The sequence below is a fragment of the Polaromonas sp. C04 genome (assembly GCF_002002705.1).
GTDB lineage: Bacteria > Pseudomonadota > Gammaproteobacteria > Burkholderiales > Burkholderiaceae_C > Rhodoferax_A.
The window spans coordinates 101,742-118,472 of sequence record NZ_MUNS01000033.1 but is presented as its reverse complement, the minus strand read 5'-3'; the positions used below and the strand labels follow the sequence as shown (position 1 = coordinate 118,472).

The window sequence follows — 16,731 nt, the reverse complement described above, 5'->3', positions numbered from 1 at the left end:
CTACGAAATTAATAGCAAAATACCAAGCCCCGATAAAGGCATAAGCCACATTTTTGACGTACTCTCATCCGGGTTCACGCAATTTGGGTACCGGAGATCCGGGCATGAAAAAAGCGCCCACCGAGCGCTTTTTCTTCGTGCAAGAAATTCTCCTGATCAAGGGCACCTGGCTTACGTGTTCCTGTGAAGCGAACGCAAGCCCCCCGCTCTTGAACGACGAGCCATCAGGGCGCGGTCAATTGGACTTGCGCCATGATCCCGTAGCCCTCGTTCACAGGTACCTCGTTCCAGAGAAGGTAGCCTGGATTGGTCTCACTGCCGATGGAAGGGGTTGCAGGCAGTGCGTAAACACCGATATTGAGAGAGTCGACAGGGCCTGCCACACCGGTCGGCGTGGCACCATGGGTGTCTGTGTTGTATGACACAACATACGAAAAGGCGTCGCCGGGCAGCGTCACCTTTAGCGAAGCAAGGTCGAAGGTGACCTCAGAGGCAAATCCGTTGTAGCAAGTGCCGTTCGAGGCTTGCCATTTGCCGGCGTTCGCGCCCGTACATGCCGGGTCAGCGGATGGCCGATACGGGATGCTGAAGGTCGGAGTCTGAGTTGCAAGCAGGTTGCCGTTGCTGTCGTAGACCTTGAGCGTGATGGGGACGCTGAATACAGAGCCCGGAGGCGAAACGCAATCGTTCGTGCTCCAGCCGCCGGTCTGGCAGGCCCAACTGCTCATCGCGACGCTGATGTTGTTCAGCGTGTGCGGAGAACCGGGCTTCAAGGTGATGGTATCGCCCAAGCTAACGAGGGGCGCGGGGGTGTAGCTGGCCTGAATGCTGATGCTCGGCATGTTGGGCGGAAGGGGCGTAAGCGAATCGAACCCCACAACTGTGCCTGCCGTAATGGTCACCGTGACGGGCGCGCTGTTCATCTTGCCATCGTTCACGATGAGGGTGGCCACATAGGTGCCCACCACGTCTGCGACAAAGGCAGGGCTGGCTGACGTGAGGCCGGTCAAAGTCGCCGCGCTGCCAGCGGGCACGTTGCTCAATGCCCACGAATACGTGAGGGGGTCGCCGTTGGGATCCGAGCTGCCGCTCGCGCTCAGGGCGACCGTGGCGCCAGCCACCACCGACTGGGCATTACCCGCATTGGCGATCGGCGCAGCATTTTGACTTGGCGCGGTGGAGCTGCTTCCGCCGCATCCGGCGATCATTAGTGCCGCAGCAGCAGCCAGAATCGAACCCATAATCGTTAATTTCATCGAATTCCTCCCTTGCGATTTATTACTGAAAATACGATCGGCAACGTTCATATTGACCATCAACTTACCGTGGAAGACATGGTGTCTTTCGCGTGTGTCTCATGATTTCTCGAAACGCAGTAACCGATCTGTCCCATGCTCGTCGCCATAGTCGTAAGCACTTTTTGACCCATGGTCACCACGTTGGTGTAAACGAGTACTTATATCTTATCAGTCATACTTTAGGTAACGTTCCGTTTCAGCACGAAAAAAAGGCCCATGGACACGTCCATGGGCCTTTTTCCAGGCTTTATGCGAATTATTTGGCAGTTAGTCGACTGTTTAGCACCAAATTATGACGTTAAATGATCACAAATTTGGCTCGATCCTGACCCTGAATCCACTTGGGCGGCTTGCCGCGACCGGTCCAGGTGGCGCCGGTAGTGGGGTTGCGGTATTTAGCAGCCACTTTGGCGTGCACAGTACTGGTGCGCGCCTTGCCCGAGGGGAAGACATCCTGCGCGGTCAGGCCGAATTCGGCAACCAGGCCACGCACTTGCGCCACGGCCTGGGCAATTTCATGTTGGCGGGCATCCTTGATTTGCTGTTCCAGGACTTCGCGCTGTTTCAGGAGTTCTTTATAGGTGGACATAATCGATACCTTGAATGCATTTCAGAATTAATGAAGTCAGAATAATATCTGAAAGCACTGCGAAATGGATATTGTTTTTTAAAACCAAGTCAAGATTATTTGATAACTGGCGGGGATTTTCGATTAACTTTCAGTGAGAGTGCCTATTTCGGTGGCCAGCACTTTGTCAATCCGCTTGCCATCCAGGTCCAGCACTTCAAACACCCAGCCGGCGCATTCGATGCGCTCGCCAGTCTCGGGCAACCGGCCCGAGACCGACATCAGCAGGCCGGCAACAGTGTTGTAGCGGCCGCGGTCTTCTTCAGGCAGTTCGCGGATGTCGAGCCGGATTTTGAGCTCGCCGACCGGCATCAGGCCATCGAGCAGCCAGGAGCCGTCTTCGCGCAGTAGCGCCCAGGCATCGGCTTGGGCCCCGGGCTGCAACTCGCCGGTGATGGCCTCGAGCAGGTCGCGCGGGGTCATCAAGCCCTGCACCACACCGTATTCGTCCACCACAAAAATCATGCGGCCCGACTTGGCGCGAAATTGCTCCAGCAGCTCCATGCCGCTCAGGGTTTCGGGCAGAAAGGCAGCCGGCTGGGCATGCGATTCAATGGTGCCTGGCGCGTCGGGGCCGAGTTCGAGCAGCCGACCCACACTGATGACGCCCACCACATGGTCTAGTGAACCGCGGCACACCGGATACCAGGAATGTGAGCCTTTTTCGCCTCCAGCCCCCACCAGTCTTAGACTTTGCACTACGGTATTTGTAGCATCGAGCCACTCCACATCGGTGCGCGGCACCATCAGCGAAGTCAGCGGCCGGTCGTCCAGGCGGAACACGTTTTGCACCATCTGGTGCTCGTGCTCCTCGATCACGCCGGCATCCAGGCCTTCCTCCAGGCTGGCCGCGATTTCTTCCTCGGTTACGGCCCGGGCCGCGGCGTTGTCCACGCGCAGCAGCTTGAGAACGGTTTGCGTGCTGACGGACAGCAGCCGCACAAACGGCTTGGCCGCCGAGGCCACCCACGTCATGGGGCGCGAGACCCAGCGCGCCACCGCTTCGGGATAGAGCTGGCCGATGCGCTTGGGCACCAGCTCGCCGAACACGATGGTGACGTAGGTGATGATGGCGACCACCAGGGCCGTGGCGCTGATGTCGGCGACTCGCACGGAGACGCCAAAAGTCTGGATCCATACCGAGACGCCCGAGCTGAATGCCGCCTCGCCAATAATGCCGTTGAGCATGCCGATCGAGGTGATGCCGACCTGTACCGATGAGAGAAACTGCGTCGGGTTGTCCAGCAGATTCAGCGCGGCCTGCGCACCCTTGTCGCCGCCCTCGGCCATGACACCGAGCCGTGCCTTGCGGCTGGACGCCAGCGCCAACTCGGACATGGCAAACACGCCGTTGAGCAGGGTCAACAGCGCGATTAGCAAAAAATCCATGAATCAGGGGAGAAAATCAACACCATGGCACTTTACTTGATTGGCGACGTGCAGGGCTGCGACCGTGCGCTGCAGCGGCTGCTGAACAAAATTGATTTCTCGCCGAGCCGCGACACCCTGTACCAACTGGGCGACCTAGTCAACCGCGGCCCGGACTCGGTGGGCGTGCTGCGCCGCATGATGCGTTATGGCGATGCGGCGCGCTGCCTGCTAGGCAACCACGACCTGCACCTGCTGGCCATCGCCCATGGTGTGCGCAAGCCGCACCGCAACGACACGCTGGGCGGCGTGCTGGACGCGCCCGATCGTCCGGGCCTGCTCGACTGGCTGCGCCAGCAGCGCCTGGCGATGCTGGAAACGATAGCGGGCCACCCCCTTTTAATGGCCCATGCCGGCGTCCTGCCTGCGTGGACAGCTACCAAAACAATAGCGTTGGCGGCTGAGGTGGAAGCCGTGCTACGCGGTGATGCGCTGGGCGAGTTTTTGCCGCAGATGTATGGCAACGAGCCCGCGCAATGGAGCGATGCACTCACTGGCGCAGCCCGGCTGCGCGTGATCGTCAATGTGCTCACGCGCCTGCGCTTTTGCACGCCCGGGGGCGTCATGGAGTTCGCCACCAAGGAAGGCGCCGGAGCCGCGCCCGCGGGCTACCTGCCCTGGTTCGATGTGCCGGGCCGGCAGACGGCCGATGTAACGGTTGCTTTCGGCCATTGGTCCACGCTGGGCGCGCTGGCGCGGCGCGATGTGCTGGCGCTGGACACGGGTTGCGTGTGGGGCGGTTGTCTGAGCGCGCTTTGGCTGGACACCACGGGCGCCGCGCTCGGCGGGCCCATTGGGGGCGAGCTGATTCAGGTCAAGTGCGAGCAGGCGCAGATGCCGGGGTGAAGGTGGCGGGGTGGGCCCACACCGCCCGCCCTCTCACTGCGACTTGAACAGCGCCGCGACTTTGCGTTTGGGCTTGATGTTGGCCGAGATGCTGCGCGCGCCGGGCGGGCGGGCGGCCGCTTCCCAAGCGGGCGCCGCGTCGTTGGCGGGAGCCTGGTAGGGCTGGTCGAAGAACGGGTCGCGTGGTGCATGGCTGGTGCGCTGCGGGCGCGGCGCGCGAACGGGTGCCGCATCGAGCGCGTCGCGCGGGTCGCCGGTTTCACCCGCTTCGCGCCAGGCGCGCCGGCCGTCGTTGACCCGGCCCTGGTCCCGAATTCGGGAGGTATCTTCTTCGAACTCGATGGGTTCAAGCTCGATCTTGGTCTTGATCAGCTTTTCGATGTCGGCCACCAGCCGCGCATCGTTGCCGCCACCGGCAAAGCTCACGGCCAGGCCCGAGGCGCCGGCACGGCCGGTACGGCCGATGCGGTGCACGTAGTCTTCGGCGTTGAACGGCACGTCGAAATTGAACACCGCAGGTACGTCCTTGATATCAAGGCCGCGCGCGGCCACGTCGGTGCACACCAGCAGATCAACCTCGCCGCTTTTGAAGGCTTCGAGCGCCTTGAGTCGCTCGTCCTGGCTCTTGTCGCCGTGCAAGGCCGTGGTCTTCAGGCCCTCGCGCTCCAGCGATCGCGCCAGCCGGGCACAGCCCAGCTTGCTGTTCACAAACACAAAGGCCTGCTTGATGCCGCGCTGGCGCAGCACCTGATGCAGCGCACGGCGCTTGTCGTCGGGGTTCACGCTGTAGAAATGCTGCTCGACGGTAGAGGCGGTGGCATTAGAGCGCGCCACCTCGATCGTCACCGGGTCCTGCAGGTAGCTGTTGGCCAGGCGCTTGATTTCGGGCGAGAAGGTGGCCGAGAACAGCAGCGTAATGCGCTGCTTGGGCAGGTACGAGAGGATGCGTTGCAGGTCGGGCAGGAAACCGATGTCGAGCATGCGGTCGGCCTCGTCGAGCACCACGTATTCGACCTGGTTCAGCACCGTGTTCTTGGCTTCAATATGGTCCAGCAGACGGCCCGGCGTGGCCACCAATACCTCGACGCCCTTTTTGAGCTCCAGCGTCTGCGGCTTCATGTCCATGCCGCCGAACACCACGGTAGCGCGCAGGTTGGTGTATTTGGCATAGACCTTGATGGCCTGCGCCACCTGGTCGGCCAGCTCGCGCGTGGGCAACAGCACCAGCGCACGCACCGGGTGGCGCGCCGGCGATGTCGAGCTGTTTTCGTGCTTGAGCATGCGTTGCAGCAGCGGCAAGGCAAAAGCGGCCGTCTTGCCGGTGCCGGTCTGGGCCGCCCCCATCACGTCTTTGCCTTGCAGAACGACCGGAATGGCCTGTTCCTGAATGGGGGTCATTGACTCGTAGCCCAGTTCGGCTACGGCGCGTGCCAGCGGTTCAGCCAGCGATAGATTTGAAAAAGAATGGGTCATTTAGCCTTCTATTATCGCATTTAACGATAAAAAGAGCCGATTCCCCGCCGACGCCGCCCGTTACAGGCTGCGCGCGCCGAACGTATCGCAGTCTTTCACGCTGCCGCTTTGCAGTCCGGCATTGAACCAGTGCGTGCGCTGGGCGCTGGTGCCGTGGGTGAAGGTTTCGGGTACCACGTGGCCGGTGGCGGCCTTTTGCAGGGCATCGTCGCCAATCTTGGCCGCGGCGTTCATGGCTGACTCGATGTCGCCGTTTTCCAGGATCTGGCGCGACGTCTGCGCGTGGTTGACCCAGACGCCGGCAAAGCAGTCGGCCTGCAGCTCCAGTCGCACGCTCAGCGCATTCGACTGGGCCTGGCTCGCGTGGCTGCGCATCTGTTCCACCTTGGCGCTGATACCCAGCAGGTTCTGCACGTGGTGGCCGACCTCGTGCGCGATCACATAGGCCTGCGCAAATTCGCCGGGCGCGCCGAGCTGGTTCTTCAGGGTCTGATAGAAGTCCAGGTCGATATACACCTTGCGGTCCACGGGACAGTAAAACGGGCCCATGGCGGATTCGCCCTGGCCGCAGGCGGTGGGCGTCGCGCCACGAAACAGCACAAGCTTGGGATCGGTGTAGGTGCCCCCGGCCTTGGAAAATATGTCGGTCCAGACGTCTTCGGTGTCGGCCAGCACGGTGGAGACGAACTTCGCCATGCGGTCGTCGGCCGGCGGCGCGTGCGCTGGCGCCTGCTGGGTTTGCGTCACGGGAGCGCCGCCGCCACTGAGCAGGCTCAGCACCGTCATTGGGCTGATGCCGAAGAAATACGACGCGACCAGCGCGATCACAATCGAGCCAATGCCGATGTGCCGCCCGCCCAGACCGCCGCCCAGAAAACCACCGCCACCACCACCGTCATCCCGGCGGTCTTCCACGTTGTCCGATTCGCGGTTGCCTTCCCACTTCATATCCGGCTCCTGTAATGTGATACGCAGCGATCCTGCGCTACAGTGCCAGCATGGTAACCGTTCAACGCCCGCCCCCCACCGTGCTGCTGACTGGGTTCGACGCCTTCGGCGGCGAGCACCTGAACCCGAGCTGGCTGGCTGTGCAGGCACTGCACGGACGCCGGATAGCCGGGCACCGCGTGGTCGCGGCCCAGTTGCCAACCGTGTTCGATGAGTCGCTGCACGTGCTGCGTGGTCTGCTCAAACAGCACAGGCCCGCGCTCGTGATCTGCTTGGGCCAGGCCGGCGGGCGCCACGCGCTGTCGCTGGAGCGCGTGGCCATCAACGTCAACGATGCGCGCATTGCCGACAATGCCGCGGCGCAACCCATAGATACGCCGGTCATCGCGAGCGGGCCGGCCGCGTACTTCACTACCCTGCCGATCAAGGCCATGCTGGCGGCGCTGCAGCAGGCGGGCGTGGCGGTGGAGGTGTCGCAAACCGCGGGCACCTTTGTCTGCAACCATGTGTTCTACGGCTTGATGCACCTGCTGGCCACGCAGCGCGGCTTCAGGCGTACGCGCGGCGGCTTCATTCATGTGCCGTACCTGCCCGAGCAGGGCGCGCCCTCCATGACGCTGGACGACATGGCGCGCGGCCTGCGGCTGGCAGTGCGCTGCGCGCTGACGACGCAGCACGACATCGTGCAGGGCGCGGGCGCGGTGAGCTGATGAGCCGCCCTGAGCCCACCGATGCACGCGTGCTGGACGCCGCGCAAACCGCTCCGCGGCTGCCCTACCCCGAGCTGGCCCGGGAGCTGCACCGCCTGCTGCTGGATGACACCGTGCAGGTGCCGGCCCGTCTGGTGCAGGCCCTGCCCGGCGGCGGCAGCCTGTTTGTGATGCCGGCGCTGGACAGCCGGCTGGCCATCACCAAGCTGATCACCTTCACGCCGGCCAATGCGGGCACGGCCCGCGCCACGATCCAGGGCGATGTGGTGGTGTTCGACGTGGCCAGCGGCGAGCGCCGCCTGCTGCTCGATGGCCCGACCGTGACGGCGCGGCGCACCGCGGCGGTATCGCTGCTGGCGGCGCAGCGGCTGGCGCCCAACCCGCACGGCCCGCTGCTGATCGTGGGGGCGGGCGTGCAGGGCCGCGCGCACCTGGAGGCGTTCGCCGTGGGGCTGGGCGTAAAAGAGTTCGTGATTGCTTCACGCAGTGCCGCCAGCGCGCACGCACTGGCCAGCCATGCGACGGCGCTGGGGCTGAACGCCAGTGTCACGCCCGACCCGAACGCGGCACTCACCGACTGCCCGCTGGTCGTGACCTGCACGCCAGCCAGCGTCGTGGTGTTGCATGCGCTCCCGCGCGATGATGCTTTTGTAGCAGCGGTGGGCGCCTTCACGCCGGCCATGGCGGAGCTGGACGCTGCACTGTGCCGCCACTTTGCGGCGCAGGGCACGATCGTGGTGGACACGGCAGATGCCGCGCATGAAGCGGGCGACTTGCTGCAGGCTGGTTTGGACGTGGCGGCGTTCGCGACGCTGCGCGGCGTGCTGCAGCGCGCACCGGACAAACCAGGCGCCACACGCGGTCCGGTGCTATTCAAGAGCTGCGGCTGGGCGGGCTGGGATCTGGCCGCTGCGCGGCTCGCCGCGCGTCAGCGTTCGGGCGAGTAAGACACCGTGCTGACGCTTTGCGGCGTCTGCGCCCCGTCGGACGAGACGCTGGCAGTGGCCGTGCCGGCCTCCGCACGCTGCAACTTCTCGGCCTTCTGCGCCAGGTGCCGCGACTCGCGCGCCTCGCCGCGGTCGACCTGAGCCGTGACCAACCAATCCATGGCCAGCAGCTGCAATGCAATGATGACGAGCGCAACACCGAGAAACAGCAGCTGGCGCGGCTGCACGGCGTTGAAGACGGCCGGCCGGCGCCGCGTGGACGTTGCCTCTTGCTCTTGTTGTGTACTCATGCGTGAATGTTAGAGCAGTCTTTTGCGCGCCATGACGGCGCATGCCGTAACCGCGTGTAAGACAACACCGCATGGCGCGATCGCCGGCGCCCCACTAACGCAGCAGCGCCGACATGGCCGACAGGCTGTTCAGGGTACGCACGGCGTCCTGCACCGTGGCGCCGGTGAAGCTGACTGTTACCGCATCGGTGCGCTCAAGACCAGGCAGAACGGCGAACAGGTCGGCCAGCGCGCTGGTCTGGGCCTGCAGGCGGCACTGGACCGGCAGCGCCATCGGTACCGGAGCAGCGGGCGGTGCAGCGCCACACGCGTGCATGACTTCGCGTGCCGCCGCCTCGATGGCGCCGCAGCTGTTGTGCGGAGACAGCGAGATGCCGCTGGTGTGACCCTGCGCCGCTTTGGTCACCACGAAGCGCGCCTGCGGCAGCAACGCGCGGGTCTCGGCGGCGAACACGTCGTCGCCGCTGGCCAGCAGCACCGGCACACCGAACTCGGCCGCCAACGCGCCATAGAGGCCGGCCTCGCCCAGTTCCTGCGCGTTGAACCAAACGCGCGCAAAGGCGAAGCTGTTGATGGTGTGGGCCAGGATGCCACGGCTTTGCGAGCGCGCGTGGTAGCCGATCATGAACACGCCCTGGCAGCCCTGCTCCACGCCGGCCATCATGCCGAGCACGCGCGGCTTGCCCAGTACCGCCCGGGCGCGGGGGTCCAGCTCGTCGGGCAGCAGGTTGCGAAAGCCGCCATGCGAGTCGTTCACCAGCACATCGGACGCTCCGCCGACGAAGGCACCGCGGATCGCGGCATTCGCCTCGGCCGTCATGAGCCGACGCGCGCGCTCGTACTCGGGGTTGCTTGGGCGGGTCTGCTCGGGGTGAAAGACGCCGGCCACGCCTTCGATATCGACGGAGATCAGGATTTTCATGACGGCATCATCTCGGGTCGATCTTGGGGTCGAGCGCATCGCGCAGGCCGTCACCCAGCAGGTTGAAGGCCAGCACGGTCAGGAAGATGGCCAGGCTCGGGAAGATCGCAATGTGCGGCGAGGTCATCATGTCGGCGCGCGCCGCATTCAGCATCGCGCCCCATTCGGGCGACGGCGGCTGAGCACCCAGCCCGAGAAAGGACAAGCTGGCCGCCGTGATGATGGAGGTCCCGATGCGCATGGTGAAGTACACCACCACCGACGAGATCGTGCCCGGAAAAATGTGGCGCGTAATCAGGGTCCAGTCGGAAGCGCCGAGCGAGCGTACCGCCTCGATGTAGGTCTGATGCTTGAGCGACAACGTGTTGCCGCGCACCAGCCGCGCGAAGGCGGGAATGCTGAACACCGCCACGGCAAAGATCACGTTGACCATGCCGCTGCCCAGAATCGCGACAATGCCGATCGCCAGCAGGATGCCCGGGAACGCAAACAGCACGTCGGAGATGCGCATCACGATGCGGTCCCACCAACCCTCGTAGTAGCCGGCGAGCAGACCCAGTGTGGTGCCAACGAGCGCGCCGACCGCCACCGAGATGAAGCCGGCCGCCAGCGAGATGCGCGTGCCCATCAGGATGCGGCTGAAAATGTCGCGCCCCAGCGAATCCACGCCGAACCAGTGAACCCACGAGGGCGCCGCGTTCAGCGCGTCGTAGTCGAAGTAATTCTCGGCATCGTAGGGCACGATAAAGGGTGCGGCCAGCGCCAGCAGCACCAACAGCAACACAAAGACACCGGCAGCCAGCGCCACATGCTGGTCCTTGAACTTGCGCCAGAACTCGCTCCAGGGCGTGCGGATGCCCTGACCGGGCAAAGGCGTTGCCTCGGCAGGTGAAGCGACGGACGTGTTCACGGCAGCCTCACTTGTTGTAGCGAATGGTGGGGTTGATGACGGCATACAGCACGTCCACCACCAGGTTGATCAGGATGAATTCGAGCGAGAACAGCAGCACCTCGGCCTGGATCACCGGGTAGTCGCGCATCTCCACCGCATCGATCAGGAGGCGCCCCATGCCGGGCCAGTTGAAGACCACCTCCACCACGATCGAGCCGCCGAGCAGAAAGCCGAACTGCAGGCCCATCATGGTGACGACCGGAATCAACGCATTGCGCAGGCAGTGCTTGACGACGACCACGGTTTCGCGCAGACCCTTGGCGCGCGCCGTGCGCACGTAGTCTTCCTTGAGGATGTCGATGAACGAGGAGCGCGTGAAGCGCGCCATCACCGCGGCCACGCCAGCACCCAGCGTGATCGAGGGCAGGATGTAGTGGCGCCAGCTGTCGGCGCCCACGGTCGGCAGCCAGCCGAGCTGCACCGAGAAGACTTCCATCAGCACCATGCCCAGTGCGAACGCGGGGAACGAGATGCCCGAGACCGCCAGGGTCATGCCCAGCCGGTCCGGCCATTCGTTGCGCCAGACCGCCGAGACGATGCCGATCACCATGCCGAGCAGCACCGACCAGACCATCGCGGCCAGCGTGAGCCACAGCGTGGGCAGAAAGCGCTCGGCGATCTCGGTCGAGACCGGGCGCTTGCTGCGCAGCGAGCGGCCGAAGTCGGCCTGCGCCGCATTCACGAAGAACCGGACGAACTGCTGGTACAGCGGTTTGTCCAGCCCCAGGTCGGCGCGCACCAGCTCAACGGTCTGCTGGTCCGCCTCGGGGCCGGCGGCCAACCGCGCGGGGTCGCCGGGCAGCAGGTGCACGAACAGGAACACCAGCACCGCGACGATCAACAGCGTCGGGATCAATCCCAGCAGGCGTTTGACGATGTAGTTGAGCATTGGAGCCGATGGTCCGCAGTGTCATTCCCTGATCTGCGATGTCATTGCCTGACCCGTGATGTCATTCCCGCGAAGGCGGGAATCCACTGTTGTCCCCACCCCGGGCTGACGTTCTGGATTCCCGCCTTCGCGGGAATGACAAGCTCTTATTTTTGACATGAAGATGAAATTACTTCTTCAGGTCGATCTCATCGAAGTTGAACGAGCCGTCGGGCATCACGTAGACGCCGGTCAGGTTCTTGTTGTGGGCCGACAGCAGTTGCTCGGTCGCCAGAAAGGCCCAGGGCGCATCGTTCCAGATGTGTTCCTGCGCGTCCTTGTAGAGCCTGGCCTTCTCGGTCACGTCGGTGATGGCCAGCGCCTTGGCAAGATCGGCATCGACCGTGGGGTTCTTGTAGTAGGCCGTGTTGAACATCTTCGGCGGGAACGACTCGGACGCCAGCAGCGGACGCAGGGCCCAGTCGGCCTCGCCCGTCGAGGACGACCAGCCGACGTAGTACATGCGCACCGGTGCCGTGGCCGGGTCCTGCGCACTTTCCACGCGCTCCACGCGCTGGCCCGCCTCCAGCGCCAGCACCTGGGCCTTGATGCCGACCTGCGCCAGTTGCTGCTGCACGAACTGGATCACCTTCTGCGCCGTGGTGTAGTTGTAGGCCGACCACAGGGTGGTCTCGAAACCGTTGGGATAGCCCGCTTCCTTGAGCAGTTCGCGCGCCTTGGCGGGGTCGTAAGGCCAGGGGCCCAGCTTGACCGCGTACTCGACTCCCTTGGGCACCACGCCCTCGGCCGGAATGGCGTAGCCCGAAAAGGCCACCTTGACCAGCGCCTGCTTGTTGATGGCGTAGTTGATGGCCTGGCGCACCTTCACATTGTCGAACGGCTTTTGCTGCGTGTTCATCGAAATGTAGCGCTGGATGATCGAGGGCGCGGCAACCACCTCGACCGTGGACTTGCCCTTGAGCAGATCGGCCTGCTCATACGGCAGCGGAAAGGCAAAGGCTGCCTCGCCGGTCTGCATCATGGCGCTGCGGGTGTTGTTGTCGACCACCGGCTTCCAGGTGATGGTGTCGACCTTGGGATAGCCCTTCTTCCAGTAGCCGTCGAACTTTTCGACCTTCATGTAGTCGGTCTGCTTCCACTCGACGAACTTGAACGGGCCGGTGCCCACGGGCGCCAGCGCAATGCCCTTGCTGCCGTACTTTTTCAGCGCGGCGGGAGAGATCATCACGGCCGAGGGGTGGGCCAGCGTGTTGATGAAGGCGGAAAACGGCTCGGCCAGCGTGATGCGCACCGTGTACGGATCGAGCACCTCGGTCCTGGCGATGTTCTTGTACAGGCTGTAGCGCTTGAGCTTGTTCTCGGGATTGGTGACACGGTCGAAGTTGACCTTCACCGCTTCGGCATTGAAGTCGGTGCCATCCTGGAACTTCACGCCTTTGCGCAGCTTGATGGTGTAGCTCAGGCCGTCCTTGGCGGCCTGGTAGCTCTCGGCCAGCACGTTGACCAGCTTCATGTCCTTGTCAAAACCGAACAGGCCCTGGTAGAACGACTTGGCGACGGCCTGGGACAGCGTGTCGTTGGCGTCGTAGGGGTCGGTGGTGGTGAAGTTGGACTGCACCGCGATCACCACGTCCTTGGCGGCGTAGGCCGGCGCCGCAAACTGCACAGCCAGCGCCACCGCGCCCCAGGCCAGCAACGGGCGGGTCTTGCGGGGAGGATTGAGTCTTGGTTTCATGGGTCGTTCTCCAAAATAATCGCAGACGCGATGGGGTTGCAACAAGGGTTTCACGGTTTCAGTAAAGGCCGCCCACGGCATGCCGCGCGACGAAGTGGCCCGAGCCGACCTGCACCAGCGGGGCGACCACGGGCTCATCGCCCAGCGCGCGGATCGGGCTCGCTATTTCTTCGGACAGCAGCGCGCTGCGGCCGCGCCGGCGTGCCGGATCGGCCACCGGCACGGCCGCCATCAGGCGCCGCGTGTAGGCGTGCTGCGGGTTCTCGAAGATGGCGCGGCGCGGGCCGATCTCGACGATCTGCCCCAGGTACATCACGGCGACGCGGTGGCTGACGCGCTCGACCACCGCCATGTCGTGCGAGATGAACAGGAAGGCGATGCCGAACTCGCGCTGCAGGTCCAGCAGCAGGTTGACGATTTGCGCGCGGATCGAGACATCGAGCGCCGACACCGACTCGTCGGCAATGACGATCTTGGGATTCAGCGCCAGCGCGCGCGCAATCGCGATGCGCTGGCGCTGGCCACCCGAGAACTCGTGCGGGTAGCGCTGCGCGACCTCGGCCGGCAGGCCCACGCGCTCCAGCAGCCCGTTGACTCGTTCTTCGGCGGGTTTGCCGCGCGCCACGCCATGGATCAGCAGCGGCTCCATGATCGAGAAGCCGACCGTCAGGCGCGGATCGAGCGAGGCGAACGGGTCCTGGAACACGAACTGGATATCGCGCCGCAGGCTTTGCAGGGCGCTGCCCCTCAAAGGCGCAATGTCGCGCCCGGCCACCTCGACCGAGCCGCTGCTGATGTCCACCAGCCGCGAGAGCGAGCGCCCGGTGGTCGACTTGCCGCAGCCCGACTCGCCCACCAGCGCCAGCGTCTCGCCCGCATACAGATCGAAACTGACCTGCTCGACCGCATGCACGCGCCGCGTGACGCGGCCCAGCACGCCGCTGCGCAGGGAAAAGCGCGTGGACAGCTTGTGCACGCGCAGCACCGGGGCCTGATCCATGCGCACCGAGTCCGGTTCGGAGACGGGTGGCGACGGGGCGCCGCCGGCACCCGCCACGGCCAGCAAGGGAAAACGGGCCGGCCGCTCCAGGCCCTGCATGGCACCGAGGCGGGGCACGGCCGCCAGCAGGGCGCGGGTGTAGGGATGCTGCGGGGCGGCGAACAGCGGCTGGCAGTCGCCCTCCTCCACTTTTTCGCCCTGGTACATCACCAGCACGCGGTCGGCCACCTCGGCCACCACGCCCATGTCGTGCGTGATGAAGATCACGCCCATGTGCATCTCGTCCTGCAGGGCGCGGATCAGGCTCAGGATCTGCGCCTGGATGGTCACATCCAGCGCCGTGGTCGGCTCGTCCGCGATCAGGAGCGAGGGCTTGCACGACAGCGCCATGGCGATCATCACGCGCTGGCGCATGCCGCCCGAGAGCTGGTGCGGATAGCGGTCCAGCACGTTGCGCGCCTCCGGGATGCGCACCAGATCCAGCATGCGCAGGGCCTCGGCACGTGCGGCAGAACGGCTGGCGCGCTGGTGCAGGCGGATCGACTCGGCGATCTGCTCGCCGACCGGAAACACCGGATTCAGCGAGGTCATCGGCTCCTGGAAGATCATCGCGATCTCGGCGCCGCGGATCTGCCGCATGCTGGCCTGGCTGGCCTGCGCCAGATCGAGCGCGGCGCCGCCGCGGCGCGTGAAGTTGAGCTCGCCGCCAACGATGCGCCCGCCGCCGTGCTCCACCAGCCGCATGATCGCCAGCGAGGAGACCGACTTGCCCGAGCCCGATTCGCCCACGATGGCCAGGGTCTCGCCGGCGTCGACCTGAAACGACAGCGAACGCACCGCATCCACGCTGCGCTCGCGGGTCTCGAAGCGCACGCTCAGGTCCCGTACGTCGAGTACGCGCTGCGCGCCAGCGTCAGGAACCCTGGTGGGGTCGCTCACGACGGCCCCTGCTTCGTGGTGAATGGATCGGCGTCGTCGGCTCCGTAAATCGCGCAGACCGGCTCGCCGCCGACGCGGGCGTAGCCACGGTACATGCCCTCGGTGTTGAACGGCAGTGCGACCTGGCCTTGCGCATCGACCGCGATCAGGCCGCCGCGGCCCCCGATGCGCGGCAGCTTGTCCATGATCACGCGCTGCGTTGCCGCCTGCAGCGACAGGCCGGCGTATTCCACCAGCGCACAGACGTCATGGGCCGTCACGGCGCGCATGAACATCTCGCCCGTGCCCGTGGTGGACACCGCCACGAGATGGTTGGCGTAGCAGCCCGCGCCCACGATGGGTGAATCGCCGACCCGGCCCACGCGCTTGTTGGTCACGCCGCCCGTGGAGGTGGCCGCGGCCAGGTGGCCCTGCGCATCCAGCGCCACCGCGCCGACGGTGCCTAACTTGCTGTCCGGGTCCAGGGGCGCGGCCGCACCGGCCCCCACGCTTGCCACCGCGTGTGCTGCACTGCCCCCCGAGGGGGCCGAGCTTGCGTGAGGTGGCCCTTCGCCGCGCTCCTGCGCTGCCAGGCTGGCGGCGTCGTGGTCGAGCAGCATGGCGCCGCTGCCGGCCCCCGCCTGCTGGCGCGCGCGCAGCCACTGGGCGTGCCGCTCGGGGGTGGCGAACCAGTCGGGCGCGACCAGTTCCACGCCGTGGCGGGCCGCAAATTCCTGCGCGGCGGGTCCGATCATCAGCACATGGCCGCTGTGCGTCATCACGGCGCGCGCCGCCCGCACCGGGTTGCGCACCCGCGTAACGCCCGCGACCGCGCCGGCGGCCAGCGTCGCGCCGTCCATCACGCAGGCGTCCATCTCGTGGGTGCCTGCGTCGGTGTAGACGGCGCCCTTGCCGGCATTGAACAGCGGGCATTCCTCGAGCAGGCGCACGGCCTCGGTCACGGCATCGAGTGCACTGGCGCCGCCGGCCAGCAGCGCCACACCCGCGCGCAGCACGTCCTGCAGGGTGCGGCGATAGTCGGCCTCGAGCGTTGGGTTCATGCTGGCGCGCAGGATGGTGCCGGCACCGCCGTGGATTGCTATGACAGGGGTGATGCTCATGATGTCTTCATGCCCGCCATCCGGAGCCGGCCGCTTCAGGCCCGCGGCAAGGTCACGCCGCGCTGGCCCTGGTATTTGCCGCCGCGGTCCCTGTAGCTGGTTTCGCAGACCTCGTCGCTCTCGAAGAACAGCACCTGGGCGCAGCCCTCGCCCGCGTAGATCTTGGCCGGCAGCGGCGTGGTGTTGGAGAACTCCAGCGTCACGTAGCCTTCCCACTCGGGCTCGAACGGCGTGACGTTGACGATGATGCCGCAGCGCGCATAGGTGCTTTTGCCCAGGCAGATGGTCAGCACGTTGCGCGGGATGCGGAAGTACTCCAGCGTGCGGGCCAGCGCGAAGCTGTTGGGCGGGATGATGCAGACGTCGTCATGAAAATCGACAAAGCTTTTTTCGTCGAAGTTCTTCGGGTCCACCACGGTGCTGTGGATGTTGGTGAAGACCTTGAACTCGGGCGCGCAGCGGATGTCGTAGCCGTAGCTGCTGGTGCCGTAGCTGATGATCTTGTGGCCGTCGTGCTCGCGGATCTGGCCGGGCTCGAACGGCTCGATCATGCCGGTCTGCTCGGCCATGCGGCGGATCCATTTGTCGCTTTTGATGCTCATAGGGGGTTCCTGCGTTGCCAATGA

The 16,731-nt window shown here is 65.1% G+C and carries 16 protein-coding genes; 3 read left to right on the top strand and 13 right to left on the bottom strand.

Features of this window, described 5'->3' with window-relative positions:
- Nucleotides 1–224: 224 nt before the first annotated feature.
- From B0E49_RS20250 to B0E49_RS13200, 3 genes are all read right to left on the bottom strand, one after another.
- The gene (locus tag B0E49_RS20250) at nucleotides 225–1,307 is read right to left on the bottom strand and encodes a PKD domain-containing protein (RefSeq protein ID WP_144264558.1); all 1,083 of its coding nucleotides are present in this window, start codon (nucleotides 1,305–1,307) and stop codon (nucleotides 225–227) included.
- A 289-nt stretch (nucleotides 1,308–1,596) separates the two neighbouring features.
- The gene (locus tag B0E49_RS13205; protein ID WP_077562665.1) at nucleotides 1,597–1,887 is read right to left on the bottom strand and encodes an H-NS histone family protein; all 291 of its coding nucleotides are present in this window, start codon (nucleotides 1,885–1,887) and stop codon (nucleotides 1,597–1,599) included.
- Nucleotides 1,888–2,010: 123 nt separating this feature from the next.
- The gene (locus tag B0E49_RS13200) at nucleotides 2,011–3,315 is read right to left on the bottom strand and encodes a hemolysin family protein (RefSeq protein ID WP_077562664.1); all 1,305 of its coding nucleotides are present in this window, start codon (nucleotides 3,313–3,315) and stop codon (nucleotides 2,011–2,013) included.
- Between the two features lie 24 nt (nucleotides 3,316–3,339).
- Here B0E49_RS13200 and B0E49_RS13195 point away from each other — a divergent pair, with 24 nt between their 5' ends.
- Nucleotides 3,340–4,200: a symmetrical bis(5'-nucleosyl)-tetraphosphatase gene (locus B0E49_RS13195; RefSeq protein ID WP_077562663.1), complete on the top strand. Its 861-nt coding sequence runs from the start codon at nucleotides 3,340–3,342 to the stop codon at nucleotides 4,198–4,200.
- Between the two features lie 33 nt (nucleotides 4,201–4,233).
- On the opposite strand, the gene B0E49_RS13190 is transcribed toward B0E49_RS13195, so the two are convergent.
- On the bottom strand, nucleotides 4,234–5,673 hold the full coding sequence (locus B0E49_RS13190) for a DEAD/DEAH box helicase (RefSeq protein ID WP_077562662.1): 1,440 nt from the start codon (nucleotides 5,671–5,673) through the stop codon (nucleotides 4,234–4,236).
- Between the two features lie 60 nt (nucleotides 5,674–5,733).
- A complete protein-coding gene (gene ypfJ / locus B0E49_RS13185) occupies nucleotides 5,734–6,621 on the bottom strand; it encodes a KPN_02809 family neutral zinc metallopeptidase (RefSeq protein ID WP_077562661.1) in 888 nt (295 codons plus the stop codon).
- Nucleotides 6,622–6,671: 50 nt separating this feature from the next.
- Here ypfJ and pcp point away from each other — a divergent pair, with 50 nt between their 5' ends.
- Both pcp and B0E49_RS13175 read left to right on the top strand, forming a co-directional pair.
- Complete coding sequence (gene pcp / locus B0E49_RS13180; protein WP_077562660.1) at nucleotides 6,672–7,331, top strand: pyroglutamyl-peptidase I; 660 nt, start codon at nucleotides 6,672–6,674, stop codon at nucleotides 7,329–7,331.
- Nucleotides 7,331–8,278, top strand: a complete 948-nt coding sequence (locus B0E49_RS13175; protein ID WP_077562659.1) for a delta(1)-pyrroline-2-carboxylate reductase family protein — start codon at nucleotides 7,331–7,333, stop codon at nucleotides 8,276–8,278. The genes pcp and B0E49_RS13175 overlap by 1 nt, the downstream gene beginning before the upstream one ends.
- Here B0E49_RS13175 and B0E49_RS13170 read toward each other — a convergent pair.
- The 8 genes from B0E49_RS13170 to dcd all read right to left on the bottom strand — a co-directional run bounded on the left by B0E49_RS13170 (nucleotide 8,260) and on the right by dcd (nucleotide 16,707).
- On the bottom strand, nucleotides 8,260–8,568 hold the full coding sequence (locus B0E49_RS13170) for a hypothetical protein (protein ID WP_077562658.1): 309 nt from the start codon (nucleotides 8,566–8,568) through the stop codon (nucleotides 8,260–8,262). The genes B0E49_RS13175 and B0E49_RS13170 overlap by 19 nt on opposite strands.
- Before the next feature lie 94 nt (nucleotides 8,569–8,662).
- Nucleotides 8,663–9,490 (bottom strand): M55 family metallopeptidase, encoded by an 828-nt coding sequence (locus B0E49_RS13165; protein ID WP_077562657.1) that lies wholly within the window; start codon nucleotides 9,488–9,490, stop codon nucleotides 8,663–8,665.
- Between the two features lie 7 nt (nucleotides 9,491–9,497).
- Nucleotides 9,498–10,445 carry a glutathione ABC transporter permease GsiD gene (gene gsiD, locus B0E49_RS13160; protein ID WP_144264557.1) on the bottom strand — a complete coding sequence of 316 codons (948 nt, stop codon included), beginning with the start codon at nucleotides 10,443–10,445 and terminating at the stop codon, nucleotides 9,498–9,500.
- Nucleotides 10,408–11,331, bottom strand: a complete 924-nt coding sequence (gene gsiC / locus B0E49_RS13155) for a glutathione ABC transporter permease GsiC (RefSeq protein WP_077562655.1) — start codon at nucleotides 11,329–11,331, stop codon at nucleotides 10,408–10,410. The genes gsiD and gsiC overlap by 38 nt, the downstream gene beginning before the upstream one ends.
- 169 nt (nucleotides 11,332–11,500) lie before the next feature.
- Nucleotides 11,501–13,066, bottom strand: a complete 1,566-nt coding sequence (gene gsiB, locus B0E49_RS13150) for a glutathione ABC transporter substrate-binding protein GsiB (RefSeq protein WP_077562654.1) — start codon at nucleotides 13,064–13,066, stop codon at nucleotides 11,501–11,503.
- 58 nt (nucleotides 13,067–13,124) lie between these two features.
- Entirely contained in the window at nucleotides 13,125–15,005 is a 1,881-nt protein-coding gene (locus B0E49_RS13145; RefSeq protein WP_077562653.1) for a dipeptide ABC transporter ATP-binding protein, read from the bottom strand.
- A complete protein-coding gene (locus B0E49_RS13140) occupies nucleotides 15,002–16,105 on the bottom strand; it encodes an isoaspartyl peptidase/L-asparaginase family protein (RefSeq protein ID WP_077562652.1) in 1,104 nt (367 codons plus the stop codon). Before B0E49_RS13140 ends, B0E49_RS13145 begins: the two co-directional genes overlap by 4 nt.
- Nucleotides 16,106–16,140: 35 nt before the next feature.
- Complete coding sequence (gene dcd / locus B0E49_RS13135; RefSeq protein ID WP_077562651.1) at nucleotides 16,141–16,707, bottom strand: dCTP deaminase; 567 nt, start codon at nucleotides 16,705–16,707, stop codon at nucleotides 16,141–16,143.
- Nucleotides 16,708–16,731: the final 24 nt, after the last annotated feature.

Coding starts and splice junctions, on each gene's coding strand:
- B0E49_RS20250 (WP_144264558.1), bottom strand. CDS start 1,307: ATGAACGTTGCCGATCGTATTTTCAGTAATAAATCGCAAGGGAGGAAT.
- B0E49_RS13205 (WP_077562665.1), bottom strand. CDS start 1,887: ATGTCCACCTATAAAGAACTCCTGAAACAGCGCGAAGTCCTGGAACAG.
- B0E49_RS13200 (WP_077562664.1), bottom strand. CDS start 3,315: ATGGATTTTTTGCTAATCGCGCTGTTGACCCTGCTCAACGGCGTGTTT.
- B0E49_RS13195 (WP_077562663.1), top strand. CDS start 3,340: ATGGCACTTTACTTGATTGGCGACGTGCAGGGCTGCGACCGTGCGCTG.
- B0E49_RS13190 (WP_077562662.1), bottom strand. CDS start 5,673: ATGACCCATTCTTTTTCAAATCTATCGCTGGCTGAACCGCTGGCACGC.
- ypfJ (WP_077562661.1), bottom strand. CDS start 6,621: ATGAAGTGGGAAGGCAACCGCGAATCGGACAACGTGGAAGACCGCCGG.
- pcp (WP_077562660.1), top strand. CDS start 6,672: ATGGTAACCGTTCAACGCCCGCCCCCCACCGTGCTGCTGACTGGGTTC.
- B0E49_RS13175 (WP_077562659.1), top strand. CDS start 7,331: ATGAGCCGCCCTGAGCCCACCGATGCACGCGTGCTGGACGCCGCGCAA.
- B0E49_RS13170 (WP_077562658.1), bottom strand. CDS start 8,568: ATGAGTACACAACAAGAGCAAGAGGCAACGTCCACGCGGCGCCGGCCG.
- B0E49_RS13165 (WP_077562657.1), bottom strand. CDS start 9,490: ATGAAAATCCTGATCTCCGTCGATATCGAAGGCGTGGCCGGCGTCTTT.
- gsiD (WP_144264557.1), bottom strand. CDS start 10,445: ATGCCGTCATCAACCCCACCATTCGCTACAACAAGTGAGGCTGCCGTG.
- gsiC (WP_077562655.1), bottom strand. CDS start 11,331: ATGCTCAACTACATCGTCAAACGCCTGCTGGGATTGATCCCGACGCTG.
- gsiB (WP_077562654.1), bottom strand. CDS start 13,066: ATGAAACCAAGACTCAATCCTCCCCGCAAGACCCGCCCGTTGCTGGCC.
- B0E49_RS13140 (WP_077562652.1), bottom strand. CDS start 16,105: ATGAGCATCACCCCTGTCATAGCAATCCACGGCGGTGCCGGCACCATC.
- dcd (WP_077562651.1), bottom strand. CDS start 16,707: ATGAGCATCAAAAGCGACAAATGGATCCGCCGCATGGCCGAGCAGACC.